Source organism: Bordetella genomosp. 8, from assembly GCF_002119685.1.
Classification (GTDB): domain Bacteria; phylum Pseudomonadota; class Gammaproteobacteria; order Burkholderiales; family Burkholderiaceae_B; genus Bordetella_C.
Map to the genome: position 1 here is coordinate 165,917 of NZ_CP021108.1, position 13,431 is coordinate 179,347.

Consider the following 13,431-nt stretch of genomic DNA (forward strand, 5'->3'; position numbering starts at 1 on the left):
CCGGCCGGTTGGTACGCCAACCCGCGCCGTCACGATGCCCGCTTATTTGACGATGGTCAGATGCGGCCGGGGCGGCGGGGTATCGTCGTCCTTGCCATCGGATTTGTCGCCCTGCGCGCCCTGCGCCGCGGCGCCATCGATGGCGTCGGGACTGCCGTCGCGGCCAGGGTGTGGCGTGGCCGTATCCTCGTCGTCCTGCACTTCGAACCCCATGCCGGCGCCGGTTTCGCGCGCATAGATGGCGCTCACAGCCCCCACCGGCACGGACACCATTTCGACCACGCCGTTGAACCGGGCCTGGAATTCGATGTACTCGTTGCCCAGCAACAGCTTGTTCGTCGCCAGGTTGCCGATGTTCAGCGTGATCTGCCCGTCCCGCACATGGGCGGGCGGCACCATGGTGCGGTCGTTGACCTGCACCACGACGTAGGGCGTGTAGCCGTTATCCGTGCACCACTCGTGCAGTGCGCGGATCAGATACGGTTTGGTCGATGATTCACCCATTGATGCCATCCTAGCGACGCATCACCTTCTCGGAAGGCGTGAGCGCTTCGATATAGGCCGGGCGCGAGAAGATGCGTTCCGCGTATTTCTGCAGCGGCGCGGCATTCTTCGGCAGCTCGATGCCGTAATGGTCCAGGCGCCACAGCAGGGGCGCCACGGCGACGTCCAGCATGGAGAACTCGTCGCCCAGCATGTATTTGTTCTTCAGCAGCATCGGCGCCAGTTGGGCCAGTCGATCGCGGATGTTCTGGCGGGCGCGGTCCAGGCGCTTTTCGTCGGGCTTGGCGTTGCGGTCTTCCAGCACCGACACGTGGACGAACAGTTCCTTTTCGAAGTTGTACAGGAACAGGCGGGTACGCGCGCGCATCACCGGGTCGGCGGGCATCAGCTGCGGATGCGGGAAGCGTTCGTCGATGTATTCGTTGATGATGTTCGACTCGTACAGCACCAGGTCGCGTTCGACCAGGATAGGCACCTGGCCGTAGGGGTTCATGACCGAAATGTCTTCCGGCTTGTTGTACAGGTCGATGTCCCGGATTTCAAAGTCCATGCCCTTTTCGAACAATACAAAACGGCAGCGCTGCGAAAACGGGCACGTGGTTCCGGAATAAAGCACCATCATGGTGGTAAGTCCTTGTATGAAAAGCGAAAGGCCAGCGCCGCCAATCTAGCAGGCGCTGGCCCCAATTGCCAGGGGGGGCGTCATGCCGGGGCATGCGCGGCCCGGCCCCTGTGGGGTTGTACCGATTACCTCACGTGTTTCCAATAGGAAGCGTTCAGCCGCAGCGCCACGACCAGGAACAGGCCCAGGAAGAGCAGGACCCAGACGCCGAGTTCCTTGCGGAACTGGGCCACGGGTTCCGACATCCAGCCCAGAAAGGCGGTCAGGTCGGCGACGTCGTTGTCGAACTGTGCGGATTGCGCCGCGTTCGCAGCCTTGAAGGTGGCCGTGAAGCTTTCACCGCCGTGATAGCTCGCGACCTCATCCTTCTTGACCGTCGCATAGCCCTGGGGGTCGTACACGGTGGTGACGCGTTCCCAGCCGCCTTCCTCGCCCTTGCCTTCGGCACGGTGCATGGCGACGGTGGTCAGCTCGCGCGCACCCTGGCGTTCCCAGAGGACGTGAGGCATGCCCACATTGGGAAATACCAGGTTGTTCCAGCCCGTGGGCCGGCTTGTGTCGCGGTAGAACGAACGCAGGTAGGTATAAATGTAGTCGATTCCGGGAGCGCCTGCAGTCTGGGACTTGGCGCGGGCGATCACGGACAGGTCCGGCGGCGCGACGCCGAACCATTTTTTGGCGTCCTTGGGCGACATGGCGATGGTCATCAGGTCGCCCACTTTCTGGCCGGTGAACAGCAGGTTCTTCTTGATCTGCTCATCGGTCAGGCCGATCTCGCTCAACTTGTTGTACCGCATCGACCCGGCGGCATGGCAGTTCAGGCAATAGTTGACGAACAGCTTGGCGCCGTTCTGCAGCGAAGCCACGTCGTTGACGCGGTTCGGCGCGGTTTCCAGGGGGTATCCGCCTTCCGAGGCCAAGGCGGTGGCGCACGTGAGCATCAACGCCACGGCACCCATCAGCTTCTTGATCATGGTCATTCCGTTATCTGTGCGGGGCTCAATGGGCGTGAAAGACGACGCGGTCGGGCACGGGCTTGAAACTGCCCAGCCGGCTCCACACGGGCATCAGGAAGAAGAACGCCAGGTAGTAGAGCGTACCGATCTGCGAGGTCAGGTTCAGCGCCGGCGTGGGTGCCTGCGTGCCGACATAGCCCAGGATCAGGAAGTCGACCATGAAGATGCCGTAGACCACCTTGTGCCAGCCCGGCCGGTAGCGGATGGACTTGACCGGAGACTGGTCCAGCCACGGCAGGAAGAACAGGATCACCACCGTGCCGCCCATGGTCACCACGCCCCAGAACTTGGCGTCCAGCACGCGCAGCAGCACGGCCACGACGACCAGGATGACCGGCAGCACGATGCGGGCGATGCCGCGGCCGCGGCCCTTCAGGAACAGCGCCAGGGCGCCCAGCACCGCGGCGCCGGACAGCACCCAGGTGAAGTCGTCGGTGGTGGCCCGCAGCATGGAGTAGAACGGCGTGAAGTACCAGACCGGCGCGATGTGCGGCGGCGTCTTCAGCGAATCCGCGGGGATGAAGTTGTTGTACTCCAGGAAGAACCCGCCCATCTCGGGGCCGAAGAACACGATGGCCGCGAAGACGATCAGGAAGCCCGCCACCCCGACGATGTCGTGCACCGTGTAGTACGGGTGGAAGGGCACGCCGTCCAGCGGGCGGCCGTAGCGGTCTTTCGGCCCTTTCTTGATCTCCACGCCGTCCGGGTTGTTGGAGCCGACTTCGTGCAGCGCCACCAGGTGCGCCGCGACCAGCCCGATCAGGACCAGCGGGATGGCGATCACGTGGAAGGCGAAGAACCGGTTCAGGGTGGCGTCGGAAACCACGTAGTCGCCGCGGATCCAGATCGCCAGGTCAGGCCCGATGAACGGAATGGCGGAGAACAGGTTCACGATGACCTGCGCGCCCCAGTACGACATCTGGCCCCAGGGCAGCAGGTAGCCGAAGAAGGCTTCGCCCATCAGACAGAGGAAGATGGCCACGCCGAAGATCCACACCAGTTCGCGCGGCTTGCGATAGGACCCGTAGAGCAGCCCCCGCAGCATGTGCAGATAGACCACCACGAAGAACATCGAGGCGCCGGTCGAGTGCATGTAGCGGATCAGCCAGCCGCCGGGCACTTCCCGCATGATGTACTCCACCGACTGGAACGCGCGTTCGGCGTCGGGCTTGTAGTGCATCACCAGGAAAATGCCGGTCAGGATCTGCAGCACGAGCACCAGCAGGGCCAGCGATCCGAAGAAATACCAGAAGTTGAAATTCTTGGGCGCGTAATACTCGGAGACGTGGGCTTTCCACGTTGCCGTAGCCGGAAAGCGCCGATCCACCCAACCCATGAAACCGGTCGATTCGACCGTCTTGTCGCCATCCATGAAGCAGCTCCTTTGCTAGTCGTGGCGTGTCTGTCTGATGCGTGCGCGCGGCGACGCCCTGTCAGGCCTTGTTGTCTTCATCAACCCCGACGATGATGCGGGTGTCAGATTGGTATTGGTATGGCGGCACTTCCAGGTTGTCGGGCGCGGGTACGTTCTTGAACACGCGGCCCGCCAGGTCGAAGCGGGAGCCATGGCACGGGCAGAGGAAGCCGTCCACGCCCGGGGCGACATTGTCCTGGCGATTGGGCGAGCAGCCCAGATGGGTGCAGATGCCGACGCAGACGAACAGGTCTTCCTTGCGGGACCGGTAGCCGTTTTCGGCGAACTTGGGGGTATAGCCGGGCCGTTTGGAGTCGGGGTCGGCGAGCAGGCCGGGATCTTTTTTGAGTTCTTCCAGTTGCTCGGGCGTGCGGCGCAGGATCCAGACAGGCTTGCCGCGCCATTCCACGGTCATCATCTGGCCGGGTTGCAGCTGGCTGATGTCCGCTTCGACCGGGGCGCCGGCGGCCCGGGCCTTGGCGGAGGGCGCGAAAGTCCCCACGAACGGTACGGCGGTTGCTACACCGGCCACGCCACCCAGGGCACAGGCCGTAGTCACCCAAAATCGACGCGATGGGTCAGGAGGCAGGTTGACCGGTGCTGCGCCTTCGTCATCGTGATACATCGTAGTCTGACTCATCTTCCATCCTTGTTATGCGGCTACTGCGGGTCATGCCTGGGCCGTGTAGCGTCCCCCTCCAGGGGATGTGGAATAAGCAGTGGCCCTGTACCTGGCCTTGTTGCTCCCCGGCGAGCCGGGGTGTCTTGCTACCTCCGGCGGACCGGAGTGGTGATACTTGATGATACGTAACGTCTTCGCAACCGCGTATTATAGCCTTAGCCCAATCGGGGGCACATTCACAGAGGAGCGTGTATGAGTTTTCTGAAAGATTTCCGTGCCTTCGCCGTCAAGGGCAACGCCGTCGATTTAGCGGTCGGCGTCATCATCGGGGCCGCCTTCGGAAGAATCGTGGATTCTCTCGTGAAGGACGTCGTCATGCCCCTGGTCAATTTCATCCTGGGCGGGGCGGTCGACTTCTCGAACAAGTTCATCGTGCTGTCGATGCCGCCGAACTACAACGGGCCGATGACCTATGCGGACCTGACCAAGGCCGGCGCCAACGTCTTCGCATGGGGCAACTTCGTCACCATCGTCATCAACTTCATCCTGCTGGCGTTCATCATCTTCTGGATGGTGAAGGCGGTGGCGCGCGCCCGCGCGAGCCTGGAAACCAAGCACGAACCCGCCGTGGCGGCCGCGGCGCCAGCCGACGTGCAGCTGCTGCAGGAAATACGCGACATCCTGAAACAGCAGCGCGGTCCGGTTGCCTGATCGCCGGCGGCCTGCCGGCCGGCGCCCGATGCCGCGACGCGGCCGGACGCCGGCGACGGTTTCAGACGGGATTGTCTATATCGACGAAGTCCACCCGGACGCCGAAGCGGTCGGCGATGGCCTGGCCCAGCGCCTGGACGCCGTAGCGCTCCGTGGCGTGGTGGCCGGCGGCAAGGAAGGCGACGCCCGTTTCTCGCGCAAGGTGCACCGTCGGTTCGGAAATCTCCCCTGTGATGTAGGCATCGACGCCGGCGTCGACGGCATCGGCCAGCATGCCCTGGGCCGCGCCCGTGCACCAGGCGACGCGGCGGATGGGGCGGTCCGGATCGCCGATGGCCTGAGGCTGGCGGCCCAGGCGTTCACCGACCTGCGCGGCCAGTTCGCCGAAGTCCGCGACGCCCGGCGCGCTGCCCACCCAGACCAGGTTGTCCGGCCCGCAGGTGCGCGGCAGGCCATTCGCGTCGGTGTCGGGCGCCAGTCCCAACACCCGCGCGAGCTGGGCGTTGTTGCCCAACTGCGGATGGGCGTCCAGCGGCAGATGGAAGGCGAACAGATTCAGGTCATGCGCCAGGGCCAATGCCAGCCGCGTGCGGCGCGGCCCGCGTACGCGCGGGTCTTCGTTCTTCCAGAACCATCCGTGATGGACCAGCACGGTATCGGCGCCGCGTTCGATGGCGGCGCGCAACAAGGCCTCGGAAGCCGTGACCCCGGCGATAATATGGCTGATCGACGCCTTGCCTTCCACTTGCAGCCCGTTGGGACTGTAGTCGCGGAACCGGCCCGGCTGCAGGGTCTGGTCCAGCCAGGCGGCCAGTTCGCGGGAATCGATACTGTTCATTGCTTTGCCCAAGAAAAATCATGCGTCGACTCTGGCTGATATTCGCCCAGGCCGTCACGGTCAGTCTTGCCATTCTATTCGTGGTCAGCACGCTGCGGCCCGACTGGCTGCGCCTGTCCGGACCGGACACGCGGCCATCTTCCGCGCAGCGTCCGCAAGCAGGCGGCGACCGCGATGCCGAACTGGCGGCCGCGCCGCGCGCCCGCGATCTGACCTTCGCGCCGGCGGTGGTGCGGGCGGCGCCGGCCGTGGTGAACGTCTATACCGCCAAGCACGTCGACGTGCCCTTGATCCCCTTGCCCGACGACCCGGTCATACGCGAGCTGCTGGGGCAACTGCCCGGGGTCAGCCGCCGCCACGAATCGACCAGCCTGGGGTCCGGCGTGATCGTGCAGGACCGCTACGTACTGACCAACTATCACGTGGTCGAAGCCGCGGACGCCATCGAGATCGCGCTGGCCGACGGCCGCGAAGCACGTGCCCAGGTGGTGGGCGCGGATCCCGAGACGGACCTGGCCGTGCTGAAGCTGCCCGACAGCATCGGTGCGGTGCCGGTGGCGACATTGGGCAGCGACGCGCCCTTGAAGGTGGGCGATGTGGTGCTGGCCATCGGCAATCCCTTCGGCGTGGGACAGACCACCACGCAAGGCATCGTGTCGGCGCTCGGGCGCAGCAGCCTGGGCCTGAATACCTATGAGAACTTCATCCAGACCGACGCCGCGATCAACCCGGGCAATTCGGGCGGCGCGCTGATCGACCAGCACGGCAATGTGGTGGGCATCAACACGGCCATCTATTCGCAGTCCGGCGGATCGCTGGGCATAGGTTTCGCCGTTCCCATCGATACGGCGCGCTCGGTCATGGAAGAAATCATCCGCACCGGCTATGTCCGGCGCGGCTGGCTGGGCGTCGAGCCGCAGGACCTGACGCCGGACCTGGCGCGCGCCTTCAAGCTGACCAGCCCGCGCGGCGTGATCATCGCCGGCGTCATGCGCGACGGTCCGGCAGGCAAGGGCGGATTGCGCGTAGGCGACATCGTCCTGAGCATAGACGGCAACGATGTGCGCAATACCTCGTCCATGCTGGCGATGATCGCCCTGTTGCCGCCGGGCCAGGAAGTCACCCTGGCGGTGCTGCGCGGCGGCCGGCAGATGGACCTCAAGGTAAAGATCGGCGTCCGTCCCCAGCGGCCCAGGTAGGCCGGTCCGCCAGCATGCGGACCAGGGCGACGACATGGCGCCGCTCGTTTTCCGAAAGCCTGGCCATCAGCATGTGGAGTTCGGCGGCGTCGCCGCCGCATTCGGGATGGTAATGGTGCATGCCGGCGCTGTCGCGAAGTCGCGGGGGACCGGCCGCCGGCGGAAAAGCCTGGGGCGCCTGATCGCCTTCGCCGAGCCAGACCACGGAGGTGTCCAGCGCGCGGGCCAGCCGCGCGAGCGTGCCCAGGGCGGGCATGTATCCGGCGTCGCGAGTCAGGATGCGATGGATGGAGGTTTGCGGAACGCCCGATAAGCGTGCCAGTTGCCGCTGGCTGCGGATCCCGCGCCAACGCATGAGGGTACGCAAGCGGTCAGCCATGGTCATCCGTGCAATGTACGATTGCAGTTCTGATGGCTCAAGGTGAATCGGTCGTATTCGCGGCTGCTGCTGCCGGCTGCCACCACCGGCTGCCATCGCCGGATGGCGGCGGCGCGGCTGGCGCCGCGCGGCACCGCCCGTCCCTACTGCCGGGTCGTGGGCTGGCCCGGGTTGCGCTCCGCGATCGCGTTTTCGCTTTCCGGGTCGGCGGGGCTGTTCTTGGTGACCAGGCGCGCGCAGATCAGGCCCAGCTCGAACAGCAGGCACAGGGGCACGGCCAGCATGAATTGGCTGACCACGTCCGGCGGCGTGACCACCGCGGCGATGATGAAGGCGGCGACCACCACATAGCCTCGCGCGCTGCTGAGCTTCTTGACGTCGACGATCCCCATCTTGACCAGCAGGACCACGGCGACGGGCACTTCGAACGTGACGCCGAAGGCCAGGAACATGGTCATCACGAAGCTGAGATAGGCTTCGATATCCGGCGCCGGCGTGATGGACTGCGGGGCGAAGGTGGTGATGAAGTGGAAGACCGTCCGGAACACGACGAAATAGCAGAACGCCATCCCGGCCAGGAACAGGAAGGTGCTGGAAAGGATCAGCGGCAGCGCCAGGCGCTTCTCGTGGCGGTACAGGCCGGGCGCGACGAAGGCCCACGCCTGCCATAGCACCACGGGCAGGGCCAGGACGAAAGCGGCCATCAGGGTGACCTTGACGGGCACCATGAAGGGCGTGATCACGCCGGTGGCGATCATGCGCGTGCCTTCGGGCAGGGCGCGCAACATGGGCTGGGCGAGCAGATCGTAGATCTTGGCGGCGCCGGGGAAAAAGAACAGGACGACGAAGATGACGCCGATGACGGCCACGGCACGCAGCAGCCGCGTGCGCAGCTCGACCAGGTGCGACATGAAGCTGTCTTCCTGCAGCTCTTCTTCTTGCGGTAGTTCCTGGCTCACGTTGTGCTACCGGTGGGCGATGTTGGGGACTTGGTCGCACCGCCGGCGGCGGGCGTGCCGGGTTCCTGCGGATGCGGCGTGGCGGCCGGTGGCGCGACGGCGGTTGGCGTGCCGACAGGCGCCGCCGGCGGGCTGGCCGGCGGTGGTGCATCGGGGTGCGTCGCGGCGCTTGCGTCGGGTGCCGTGGCGACAGTCGTCGCCGGTGTCGCGGGTGTCGGGACAGCCGGCGAGGCGGCAATGGGCGTCGTGCCGGCAGTGTCCGGCAATGCGGCCGGCGATTCGGGCGCGGCGGTCCCGGGTTGCGCGGACACGGCGCTGGTGGCGGCCTTGGCGGCTTCGTCCAGTTCCTGGCGCAGGGCCTGGGCCGGTTCGCGCAGCGACGATTCGGCATCGCGCAGCGAGGTGTGCACCGACTGCGCGGCGGTTTCCATGTCGGTCTTGAACTTGCGCAGCTCGTCCAGCTCGATCTCGCGCCGGATATCGCTTTTCACGTCGTTGACGTAGCGCTGCGCGCGGCCCAGCAGATGTCCCACCGTGCGTGCGACCTTGGGAAGGCGTTCCGGTCCGATGACGATCAGCGCGATCACGCCGATCACCATCAGTTCTGAGAAACTGACATCAAACATACGACGGCCATGAAAAAGAGATGAGGCCTCTTGCGTCCGCCAACGGCACGCTGGCGCAAGACGGGCGTCGGACGCGGCGGCGGATGTTCGAGCATCCTGGCGGCACCGCGCCGCCTTGCCGCCAGCCGGGATCAGGAATGGGTTTTTTCCTTGGCCTGCACGTCGATGGTTTCGCCGGAAACGCGCTGCTGGTGAGCGGGCTCGGCCGGGCTGCGGTCAGCCGGGTCGATCGGGTCGCCGTTGGCGTCCCGCATGCCTTCCTTGAAGCCCTTGACGGCGCCACCCAGGTCGCTGCCGAAGTTGCGCAGCTTCTTGGTACCGAATATCAAGGCCACGATGACCAGAACGATCAGCCAATGCCAGATGCTAAAACTGCCCATGACGGTTCTCCGTGTTCATGCGTTCGGGGCTACGCGGCCTTTCCAGGGACGCGAACCGCCAATGATATGGAAATGCAGGTGCGGGACTTCCTGGCCGCCTTCCGCGCCGGAATTGGCGAGCAGGCGGAACCCGCCTTGCGCGCCCGGGTTGCAGCCGTTTTCGAGTGCCAGCCGCGGGGCCAATGCCATCATTCTACCCAACCAGCCGGCATCGTCCGGCGAGACGTCCTGCATGGACTCGATATGGCGTCGAGTGATGAGCAGCAGATGCACCGGCGCGGCGGGATTGATGTCCTGGAAAGCCACGAATTCGTCGTCTTCGTAGACCTTTTTCGCCGGGATTTCCCCGCGGCTGATTTTGCAGAAGATGCAGTTATCGCTCATGTATCTCGCTCCGTATGCCGCGGGGCCGCTGTCAGTCGGCGGGCCGCGCGGCTTTTTCGGCCAGCCCCGACAGGCCTTCGCGGCGCGCGAGTTCCTGCAGGACATCCTCCGGCCGCAGATTGTAATGAGTCAACGCGACAAGGCAATGAAACCAGAGATCCGCGGTTTCGCTGACGATGCGGTCGGGTACCCCGTCCTTGGCAGCCATGACCAGTTCGGTGGCTTCTTCGCCGATCTTCTTCAGGAAGGCGTCGGGCCCCTTGGCCAGCAGCTTGGCGGCGTAGGAGGTCGACGGGTCGCCGCCGCGGTCCGGCCGGCGGGTTTCCAGGGTGTCGGCGATGCGCGCCAGGACGGCGCCGCCGCGCGGGTCGATGTCGCTCATTTGTAGATCAGCTCCGGGTCCTTCAGGACCGGATCGGTGGTTTCCCACCGGCGTTCGCCGCCTTGCTCGTCCAGGCGGCGGAAGAAGCAGCTGGCGCGGCCGGTGTGGCAGGCGATGCCGCCCCGCTGGTCGACCTTGAGCAGCACCACGTCGCCGTCGCAGTCCAGGCGCAGTTCCTTGACCTGCTGGGCGTGGCCGGATTCCTCGCCCTTGCGCCACAGGCGCTTGCGCGAGCGCGACCAGTACACGGCACGGCCCGTGGCCGCGGTTTCGGCCAGCGCGTCGCGGTTCATCCACGCCACCATCAGGATCTGGCCGGTTTCGGCGTCCTGCGCGATGGCGGGAATCAGGCCGTGCGCGTCGAAAGCGACGTCGCCCAGCCAGGCAGGTTCATTGTTCGTATCAGTCATGGACGGCACCGCGCTACGGGGGAAGTCACAACCTTACTTCAATCCCAAGGTCGGACATATATCGTTTGCATTCTCCCACGGTGTGCTCGCCGTAATGGAAGATGCTGGCGGCGAGGACGGCGCTGGCGCGGCCCACGGTGACGCCGTCGGCCAGGTGCTGCAGCGTGCCCACGCCCCCCGAGGCGATGACCGGCACCGGCACCGCATCCGATACCGCACGCGTGAGCGCCAGGTCGAAGCCGGATTTCGTGCCGTCCTTGTCCATGCTGGTGAGCAGGATTTCGCCGGCGCCGTAGGCGGCCATGCGGCGCGCCCATTCGATGGCGTCCAGGCCGGTGGCCTTGCGGCCGCCATGGGTGAAGACTTCCCAGCGTTCGCTGCCGTCGTCCGCCTTGACGCGGCGCGCGTCGATGGCGACCACGATGCACTGCGAGCCGTGGTAGTCCGCGGCCGCGCGGACCAGTTCAGGATTGGCCACCGCCGCGCTGTTGATGCTGATCTTGTCGGCGCCCGCGTTCAGCAGCCGCTGGATGTCGGCAACCTGCCGCACGCCGCCGCCGACAGTCAGCGGGATGAACACTTGCGAGGCTACCTGTTCGATGATGGGCAGTATCAGGTCGCGGCCATCGCTGGTGGCGGTGATGTCCAGGAAAGTCAGTTCGTCGGCGCCCTGGTCGTCATAGCGGCGGGCGATCTCCACGGGGTCGCCCGCGTCGATCAGGTTGACGAAATTGACGCCCTTGACCACGCGGCCCGCGGTGACGTCCAGGCAGGGGATGATGCGCCGCGTCAGCGCATTGGGCCCGGCGTCGCCGGTCGGGGTAATACCATTCATGACTTGGCCAATTCGTCCGCGCGGGTCTGCGCGGCCTGGAAATTCAGGGCGCCTTCGTAGATGCTGCGGCCCAGGATGGCGCCTTCCACGCCTTCTTCCTCGACGGCGCACAAGGCTTCGATATCCTGGATGCCGGCGATGCCGCCGGAAGCGAAAATCGGGATGCGCACATGCTGCGCCAGACGCACGGTGGCGTCGACGTTCACGCCCGACAGCATGCCGTCGCGGCCGATGTCGGTGTAGATGATGGCTTCGCAGCCGTAGTCCTCGAACTTGCTGGCCAGGTCCAGCACGTCGTGCCGGGTCAGCTTGCTCCAGCCGTCGGTCGCCACCTTGCCGTCGCGGGCGTCCAGGCCCACGATGATGCTGCCCGGAAAGGCGCCACAGGCATCGTGCAGGAAGCCCGGGTTCTTGACCGCGGCGGTGCCGATGATGACGTAGGAAATGCCGTTGTCCAGGTAACGCTCGATGGTGTCCAGGTCGCGGATGCCGCCACCGATCTGCACGGGGATTTCATCGCCGACCGCATCGACGATGGCGCGGATGCTGGCTTCGTTGCGGGGCTTGCCGGCCACCGCGCCGTTCAGGTCGACCAGATGCAGGCGCCGCGCGCCTTGCTCCAGCCAATGCGTGGCCATGGCCGCCGGGTCTTCGGAGAACACCGTTGCATCGTCCAGGTCACCCTGGCGCAGGCGGACGCAGCGTCCGTCTTTGAGGTCGATGGCGGGGATCAGCAGCATAGTGATAACGCGCGTAAATGAGTCGGTTGTTGGAAGGGCGAATCGGCGTGGGCGGGATCGCGCCGGCAGGCGGCGTCAGGGGCGCCAGTCGACGAAATTCCGGTACAGGCGCAGGCCGTGCTCGGCGCTTTTTTCTGGGTGGAACTGCACCGCGAAAATGTTAGCCGCCGCCACCGCGCAGGTAAAGGAACCGCCGTAATCGGTTTCCCCAACGGTCAGGGAGGGGTCCGCCGGTACGGCGTAATAACTATGAACGAAATAAAAATGGGTGCCGTCCGGAATACCTGCCCAGATTGGATGAGAGCGCGTTTGGCGCACTTTGTTCCAACCCATGTGCGGCACTTTCAGCCGTTCGTCGACGGTGGCGTCCTCCACCGGGTCTTCGTAGGCGCCGATGGGCGGCGCGTACTGCGGCCCGCTGAATCGATGCACCACGCCCGGAAAGATGCCCAGGCAGATGGTCGGGCCTTCCTCGCTGGTGTCGAACAGCATCTGTTCGCCGACGCATACGCCCAGCAGCGGCTTGCTGCGCGCCGCGCGCACGACGGCCTCGCGCAGCCCCGATTCGTTCAGGGTGCGCATGCAGTCCGCCATGGCGCCCTGGCCGGGGAAGACGACGCGGTCGGCCGCGTCGATGTCCGCCACGGTGTTGGAGATACGGATGTCGGCATCCGGGGCGGCGGCGGCGAGCGCCCGCGCCACGGAGTGGAAATTCCCCATGCCGTAGTCGACGATAGCGATGGAAGTCACGAGATTCTGCCTGCGGGTCGTAGTGATCGCGGGATTACAGCACGCCCTTGGTGGACGGGACGACGCCCTGGCTGCGCGGATCGCGCTCCATCGCCATGCGCAGGGCCCGGCCACAGGCCTTGAATACCGTTTCGCACTGGTGATGGGCGTTCTTGCCGCGCAGATTGTCGATGTGCAGCGTGATCAGGGCGTGGTTGACCAGGCCCTGGAAAAATTCGCGGGTCAGGTCGACGTCGAATTCGCCTATGCGGGCGCGGGTGAAGGGCACGTTGAATTCCAGGCCGGGCCGGCCGGAGAAGTCCACCACCACGCGCGAGAGCGCTTCGTCCAGCGGCACGTAGGCATGGCCGTAGCGCAGGATGCCCTTCTTGTCGCCGATCGCGGCGGCGATGGCCTGGCCCAGCGTGATGCCGACGTCTTCCACCGTGTGATGCGCATCGATGTGCAGATCGCCGTCGGCCTTGATGTCCAGGTCGATGAGGCCATGGCGGGCGATCTGGTCCAGCATGTGATCCAGGAAGGGAACGCCGGTATCGATGGTCTGGCGGCCGGTGCCGTCCAGGTTGACCGCCACACGGATGCGGGTTTCGTTGGTGTTGCGGGTAATGTCGGCGGTACGCATGGTGATCGGTTTTCGCGTCGTGCTTGGCGGGATGGCGG

At 65.5% G+C, this 13,431-nt stretch carries 19 protein-coding genes; 2 read left to right on the forward strand and 17 right to left on the reverse strand.

Annotation, left to right across the window (positions count from 1 at the left end; translation table 11 throughout):
- Positions 1 to 42: 42 nt before the first annotated feature.
- The 5 genes from CAL12_RS00740 to petA all read right to left on the reverse strand — a co-directional run bounded on the left by CAL12_RS00740 (position 43) and on the right by petA (position 4,196).
- Positions 43 to 504 carry a ClpXP protease specificity-enhancing factor gene (locus CAL12_RS00740; RefSeq protein WP_086062726.1) on the reverse strand — a complete coding sequence of 154 codons (462 nt, stop codon included), beginning with the start codon at positions 502 to 504 and terminating at the stop codon, positions 43 to 45.
- 10 nt (positions 505 to 514) lie between these two features.
- Complete coding sequence (locus CAL12_RS00745) at positions 515 to 1,126, reverse strand: glutathione S-transferase N-terminal domain-containing protein (RefSeq protein ID WP_066342981.1); 612 nt, start codon at positions 1,124 to 1,126, stop codon at positions 515 to 517.
- A 125-nt stretch (positions 1,127 to 1,251) separates the two neighbouring features.
- Entirely contained in the window at positions 1,252 to 2,106 is an 855-nt protein-coding gene (locus CAL12_RS00750; protein ID WP_198298348.1) for a cytochrome c1, read from the reverse strand.
- Between the two features lie 19 nt (positions 2,107 to 2,125).
- On the reverse strand, positions 2,126 to 3,514 hold the full coding sequence (locus CAL12_RS00755) for a cytochrome b (RefSeq protein WP_086062728.1): 1,389 nt from the start codon (positions 3,512 to 3,514) through the stop codon (positions 2,126 to 2,128).
- 61 nt (positions 3,515 to 3,575) lie between these two features.
- Positions 3,576 to 4,196, reverse strand: coding sequence for a ubiquinol-cytochrome c reductase iron-sulfur subunit (gene petA / locus CAL12_RS00760; protein WP_086062729.1), 621 nt, complete (start codon positions 4,194 to 4,196; stop codon positions 3,576 to 3,578).
- A 234-nt stretch (positions 4,197 to 4,430) separates the two neighbouring features.
- On the opposite strand from petA, the gene mscL reads away from it, so the two are divergent.
- Positions 4,431 to 4,889: a large conductance mechanosensitive channel protein MscL gene (mscL, locus tag CAL12_RS00765; protein ID WP_086062730.1), complete on the forward strand. Its 459-nt coding sequence runs from the start codon at positions 4,431 to 4,433 to the stop codon at positions 4,887 to 4,889.
- Between the two features lie 61 nt (positions 4,890 to 4,950).
- Here the strand turns inward: mscL and CAL12_RS00770 are convergent, their stop codons facing one another.
- A complete protein-coding gene (locus CAL12_RS00770) occupies positions 4,951 to 5,727 on the reverse strand; it encodes a Nif3-like dinuclear metal center hexameric protein (RefSeq protein WP_086062731.1) in 777 nt (258 codons plus the stop codon).
- A gap of 20 nt (positions 5,728 to 5,747) precedes the next feature.
- On the opposite strand from CAL12_RS00770, the gene CAL12_RS00775 reads away from it, so the two are divergent.
- Positions 5,748 to 6,926 (forward strand): S1C family serine protease, encoded by a 1,179-nt coding sequence (locus tag CAL12_RS00775; RefSeq protein ID WP_086062732.1) that lies wholly within the window; start codon positions 5,748 to 5,750, stop codon positions 6,924 to 6,926.
- Here the strand turns inward: CAL12_RS00775 and CAL12_RS00780 are convergent.
- The 11 genes from CAL12_RS00780 to hisB form a co-directional block, all read right to left on the reverse strand.
- Positions 6,886 to 7,311, reverse strand: a complete 426-nt coding sequence (locus CAL12_RS00780) for a helix-turn-helix domain-containing protein (RefSeq protein ID WP_086062733.1) — start codon at positions 7,309 to 7,311, stop codon at positions 6,886 to 6,888. The two genes, CAL12_RS00775 and CAL12_RS00780, sit on opposite strands and share 41 nt — an antisense overlap.
- A 137-nt stretch (positions 7,312 to 7,448) precedes the next feature.
- A complete protein-coding gene (tatC, locus tag CAL12_RS00785; RefSeq protein WP_420042779.1) occupies positions 7,449 to 8,216 on the reverse strand; it encodes a twin-arginine translocase subunit TatC in 768 nt (255 codons plus the stop codon).
- Between the two features lie 44 nt (positions 8,217 to 8,260).
- Complete coding sequence (gene tatB, locus CAL12_RS00790; protein WP_086062735.1) at positions 8,261 to 8,890, reverse strand: Sec-independent protein translocase protein TatB; 630 nt, start codon at positions 8,888 to 8,890, stop codon at positions 8,261 to 8,263.
- Between the two features lie 131 nt (positions 8,891 to 9,021).
- On the reverse strand, positions 9,022 to 9,270 hold the full coding sequence (gene tatA / locus CAL12_RS00795; protein ID WP_086062736.1) for a Sec-independent protein translocase subunit TatA: 249 nt from the start codon (positions 9,268 to 9,270) through the stop codon (positions 9,022 to 9,024).
- Positions 9,271 to 9,285: 15 nt separating this feature from the next.
- On the reverse strand, positions 9,286 to 9,654 hold the full coding sequence (locus CAL12_RS00800) for a histidine triad nucleotide-binding protein (protein ID WP_086062737.1): 369 nt from the start codon (positions 9,652 to 9,654) through the stop codon (positions 9,286 to 9,288).
- Between the two features lie 31 nt (positions 9,655 to 9,685).
- Positions 9,686 to 10,036, reverse strand: coding sequence for a phosphoribosyl-ATP diphosphatase (locus CAL12_RS00805; protein ID WP_086062738.1), 351 nt, complete (start codon positions 10,034 to 10,036; stop codon positions 9,686 to 9,688).
- Positions 10,033 to 10,446 (reverse strand): phosphoribosyl-AMP cyclohydrolase, encoded by a 414-nt coding sequence (hisI, locus tag CAL12_RS00810; protein ID WP_086062739.1) that lies wholly within the window; start codon positions 10,444 to 10,446, stop codon positions 10,033 to 10,035. Before hisI ends, CAL12_RS00805 begins: the two co-directional genes overlap by 4 nt.
- Positions 10,447 to 10,471: 25 nt before the next feature.
- The gene (gene hisF, locus CAL12_RS00815) at positions 10,472 to 11,281 is read right to left on the reverse strand and encodes an imidazole glycerol phosphate synthase subunit HisF (protein ID WP_086062740.1); all 810 of its coding nucleotides are present in this window, start codon (positions 11,279 to 11,281) and stop codon (positions 10,472 to 10,474) included.
- On the reverse strand, positions 11,278 to 12,021 hold the full coding sequence (hisA, locus tag CAL12_RS00820) for a 1-(5-phosphoribosyl)-5-[(5-phosphoribosylamino)methylideneamino]imidazole-4-carboxamide isomerase (protein WP_086062741.1): 744 nt from the start codon (positions 12,019 to 12,021) through the stop codon (positions 11,278 to 11,280). Before hisA ends, hisF begins: the two co-directional genes overlap by 4 nt.
- Positions 12,022 to 12,096: 75 nt before the next feature.
- A complete protein-coding gene (hisH, locus tag CAL12_RS00825) occupies positions 12,097 to 12,771 on the reverse strand; it encodes an imidazole glycerol phosphate synthase subunit HisH (RefSeq protein ID WP_086062742.1) in 675 nt (224 codons plus the stop codon).
- A 34-nt stretch (positions 12,772 to 12,805) separates the two neighbouring features.
- Complete coding sequence (gene hisB, locus CAL12_RS00830; protein ID WP_086062743.1) at positions 12,806 to 13,393, reverse strand: imidazoleglycerol-phosphate dehydratase HisB; 588 nt, start codon at positions 13,391 to 13,393, stop codon at positions 12,806 to 12,808.
- Positions 13,394 to 13,431 lie beyond the last annotated feature (38 nt).

Bases quoted from the DNA above. Each gene is read 5' to 3' on its own strand.
- CAL12_RS00740 (WP_086062726.1), bottom strand. From the start codon at position 504: ATGGGTGAATCATCGACCAAACCGTATCTGATCCGCGCACTGCACGAG.
- CAL12_RS00745 (WP_066342981.1), bottom strand. From the start codon at position 1,126: ATGATGGTGCTTTATTCCGGAACCACGTGCCCGTTTTCGCAGCGCTGC.
- CAL12_RS00750 (WP_198298348.1), bottom strand. From the start codon at position 2,106: ATGACCATGATCAAGAAGCTGATGGGTGCCGTGGCGTTGATGCTCACG.
- CAL12_RS00755 (WP_086062728.1), bottom strand. From the start codon at position 3,514: ATGGATGGCGACAAGACGGTCGAATCGACCGGTTTCATGGGTTGGGTG.
- petA (WP_086062729.1), bottom strand. From the start codon at position 4,196: ATGAGTCAGACTACGATGTATCACGATGACGAAGGCGCAGCACCGGTC.
- mscL (WP_086062730.1), top strand. From the start codon at position 4,431: ATGAGTTTTCTGAAAGATTTCCGTGCCTTCGCCGTCAAGGGCAACGCC.
- CAL12_RS00770 (WP_086062731.1), bottom strand. From the start codon at position 5,727: ATGAACAGTATCGATTCCCGCGAACTGGCCGCCTGGCTGGACCAGACC.
- CAL12_RS00775 (WP_086062732.1), top strand. From the start codon at position 5,748: ATGCGTCGACTCTGGCTGATATTCGCCCAGGCCGTCACGGTCAGTCTT.
- CAL12_RS00780 (WP_086062733.1), bottom strand. From the start codon at position 7,311: ATGACCATGGCTGACCGCTTGCGTACCCTCATGCGTTGGCGCGGGATC.
- tatC (WP_420042779.1), bottom strand. From the start codon at position 8,216: ATGTCGCACCTGGTCGAGCTGCGCACGCGGCTGCTGCGTGCCGTGGCC.
- tatB (WP_086062735.1), bottom strand. From the start codon at position 8,890: ATGTTTGATGTCAGTTTCTCAGAACTGATGGTGATCGGCGTGATCGCG.
- tatA (WP_086062736.1), bottom strand. From the start codon at position 9,270: ATGGGCAGTTTTAGCATCTGGCATTGGCTGATCGTTCTGGTCATCGTG.
- CAL12_RS00800 (WP_086062737.1), bottom strand. From the start codon at position 9,654: ATGAGCGATAACTGCATCTTCTGCAAAATCAGCCGCGGGGAAATCCCG.
- CAL12_RS00805 (WP_086062738.1), bottom strand. From the start codon at position 10,036: ATGAGCGACATCGACCCGCGCGGCGGCGCCGTCCTGGCGCGCATCGCC.
- hisI (WP_086062739.1), bottom strand. From the start codon at position 10,446: ATGACTGATACGAACAATGAACCTGCCTGGCTGGGCGACGTCGCTTTC.
- hisF (WP_086062740.1), bottom strand. From the start codon at position 11,281: ATGAATGGTATTACCCCGACCGGCGACGCCGGGCCCAATGCGCTGACG.
- hisA (WP_086062741.1), bottom strand. From the start codon at position 12,021: ATGCTGCTGATCCCCGCCATCGACCTCAAAGACGGACGCTGCGTCCGC.
- hisB (WP_086062743.1), bottom strand. From the start codon at position 13,393: ATGCGTACCGCCGACATTACCCGCAACACCAACGAAACCCGCATCCGT.